Origin of the sequence: Streptomyces sp. NPDC059564 (assembly GCF_042735575.1) — a bacterium.
In the GTDB taxonomy this organism is placed as follows: domain Bacteria; phylum Actinomycetota; class Actinomycetes; order Streptomycetales; family Streptomycetaceae; genus Streptomyces.
The window spans coordinates 1-2,625 of record NZ_JBHWBP010000598.1; the positions used below are offsets into that span (position 1 = coordinate 1).

Genomic DNA, 2,625 nt, shown 5'->3' on the forward strand with positions numbered 1-2,625 from the left:
CAGGGGGGACCCTGTGGGAGAGTAGGACGCCGCCGAACAATCATTGTGGGAAAGCCCCGCACCAGGTAACTGGTGCGGGGCTTTTCTGCGTTTACCCCCTTTTTTTCGTTGGGGGTTTTTATTGTGCGCCGAAGCGGGCCAGGTAGTGCCAGACGCGTTTCAGGGCCTGGTCGTCGTGGTCGCCGGTGCGGGCCGCCTCGCCCAGGATGCGGGGGGTCAGCACGCCGGCCACCGCGATTTCCGTGCCGAGTTCCACGAACTCCTGGCCGCGGTAGTCCGGGTGGCGGCGGAGTACGTCCACTGTGAGGCGGAAACCCGGGTGCCATTCCGTGGGGCACGGGAGTTTTGAGGCCGCCGTCTCGATATCCGTGTCGCGGTAGCTGGGGTCCAGGACGAGGGCTGAGACGTCCTGGTCCAGTCGGACCGGGTGGTGGACCTGGGCCTCGATGTAGTCGTCCAGGGCGTCCTGGTCGTCGGCTTCGGCCAGGGCGATCAGGGACATGCGGGCGGCGACCCCGAAGGACTCCGGCTCCAGATAGCTGTCCGGGTAGCAGAAGGTCGTGCGGGGGAGGGCCTCCGGCTTGAGGCGGAAGTGGGCGGAGCCGAAACGGGGGGCGGCGCCGGCCGGGCGGTGGCGGAAGTTGAGGGCGCCGTACACCGGGCGGGCCTCCGGCGGGGCGTCGTCGTAGGCGCCGCCGAAGATGCGGCTCTCCCAGAGCCAGCGGGCGCCGCCGGGGTGGGCGGTGAGGCCGCCGTTGCTGGTGCCCGTCACGAACTGGGACCGGTAGATCCCCTCATCCGCCATGGCCGTCAGGGTCGGGCGGCCGTCCAGGAGACGGTCCGGGTGGAAGTTGAGCGTCACGCGGATGTCCGGGGCCAGGGGAGGGCCTGAGGAGAGGGCCGTTACGTGGTCGAGTGCTGTGGTTTGGGAGGTGGTGTGGGATGTGGTGTGGGATGTGGTGTGGGTGGTGTGGGCCTGCATGGGTGCAGTCTGCAGGAAGGGGCTCGTTAGGATCCCGGATTATGGATCAGCACGTGATACGGCCCGTGCGGGCCGAAGAATGGCAGCGCGTCAAGGAACTGCGGCTCGCCGCGCTGCGTGACCCGGCGGCTCCCGTCGCCTTCCTGGAGACCCTGGAGCAGGGGGAGGGGAGGTCCGACGAGTTCTGGCAGGAGCGGACCGAAGGCGGCTCCCGGGGACGGGGAGCGCGGCAGTTCGTCGCCGAGGGGCCCGACGGGGAGTGGGACGGGTCGGTGACCCTGCTCGGGGAGGGGAAGGGGACGGTCGACTTCTTCGGGGAGGCCGTGGCGGAGGAACAGGGGCACCTGGTGGGGGTGTTCGTGCGCGAAGGGGCCCGGGGGAGCGGGCTCGCCGAGAGGTTGTTCGCGGCCGCGCTGGAATGGGGCTGGGGGCTGGAGGAGCCGGCGCTGGAACGCGTACGGCTCTTCGTGCACGAGGACAACGCGCGGGCCGCGGCCTTCTACCGGCGGTACGGGTTCACCCCGAGCGGGCGCGTCCTGCGACTGGAGTCCGGGGCCCTGGAACACGAGTACGTGTACGCGCGGCCGTAGTCAGTCGAGGGCGGCCTGCGGCCAGTGGGCGCGGGCCTGTTCGCGGCTGCGGCAGAGGGCCAGGAGGGGGAGCGTCGCGTCCGTCAGGAGCTCGGGGAGCTGGGGGACGGGGGCGACGGCCGCCACGTCCTCGAGGACGAGGGTGAGTGGTGGGTCGAGCCGACCGCCGGATGACCGTACGGCCATGCGGCGGCCGCGCTCGACCACGCTGGAGGCGAGTGCGGTCAGGAGGGGCATCGCACCCGGGTGGGTCCGGGGGTCTTCGAGGGGTTCGCCCACCACGTAGAGGCTGCCCCCTTCGGAGAGGAACGATGCGAGGGTGAGGGCGTCCGTTCGGTTGGGGGCGCAGGCCTCGCGGATGTGGATCGAGGACAGGCAGGACAGGGCACGGGCCGTCAGGTGCTGTGCCTGTTCGCGGCGTTCGGGGTGGGAGATGAGGGCGCTCTCGAGTTCGCCGGCCGCGCCGGGGGCCGCCTGGGGGTGCGTGCGCAGGATGCGGACCGGGTCCTGGGCGGAGTTGCCCTGGGCCCAGCGGTGCAGCTGCTTGAAGGGGCGTTCGTCGAGGGCGGCGGCCTGGAGCCAGCTGCGCAGGAGCGTCTCGGCGGTGTCGGCGACGGCCGCGTCGAGGCGGGCCTGGGGGCGTACGGGGGCCAGCAGGGCCTTTGCGCGGGCGGCGGCGGTGTCGCGGTCGGCGCAGCCGTCGGTGGGGTTCCAGTGCATGCGGGCCGGGGTGTCGCAGAGGTGGGAGGGGTCGTAGAGGAGGACCGGGCCGAGTTTCGCCCGGGCGTCTTTGGTTTCCGACCAGAGGGTGGGGGACGAGGTGACGACGAGGACGGCGCCCTCGGCGGAGGCGATGCTCTGCGCTGCGAGGTGGTGGCGCTCCGCGGGGGTGGCGTACGCCAGGCGGGGGGTGCCGCTGCGCGGGCTGCTCCCCGCCCCGCCCTTCGCCCTTTCCCCGAGGCTTCGCCCCGGACCCCTTTCGGGGGCTCCGCCCCCGGACCCCCGCGCCTCAAACGCCGGCGAGGCTGGAGGTGGCGGGGCTGGGAGGGTCTG

Annotated in this window: 3 protein-coding genes; 1 reads left to right on the plus strand and 2 read right to left on the minus strand. The window is 72.2% G+C overall.

Features of this window, described 5'->3' with window-relative positions; translation table 11 throughout:
* Nucleotides 1-118: 118 nt before the first annotated feature.
* Entirely contained in the window at nucleotides 119-862 is a 744-nt protein-coding gene (locus tag ACFV0Q_RS40730) for a DUF3626 domain-containing protein (protein ID WP_385013048.1), read from the minus strand.
* A gap of 161 nt (nucleotides 863-1,023) precedes the next feature.
* On the opposite strand from ACFV0Q_RS40730, the gene ACFV0Q_RS40735 reads away from it, so the two are divergent.
* Nucleotides 1,024-1,572, plus strand: coding sequence for a GNAT family N-acetyltransferase (locus ACFV0Q_RS40735; protein WP_385013050.1), 549 nt, complete (start codon nucleotides 1,024-1,026; stop codon nucleotides 1,570-1,572).
* Here the strand turns inward: ACFV0Q_RS40735 and ACFV0Q_RS40740 are convergent.
* Nucleotides 1,573-2,625, minus strand: a 1,053-nt coding sequence (locus ACFV0Q_RS40740) for a type VI secretion protein (protein ID WP_385013052.1), incomplete at its 5' end; no start/stop codon positions are given.

Coding starts and splice junctions, on each gene's coding strand:
- ACFV0Q_RS40735 (WP_385013050.1), top strand. CDS start 1,024: ATGGATCAGCACGTGATACGGCCCGTGCGGGCCGAAGAATGGCAGCGC.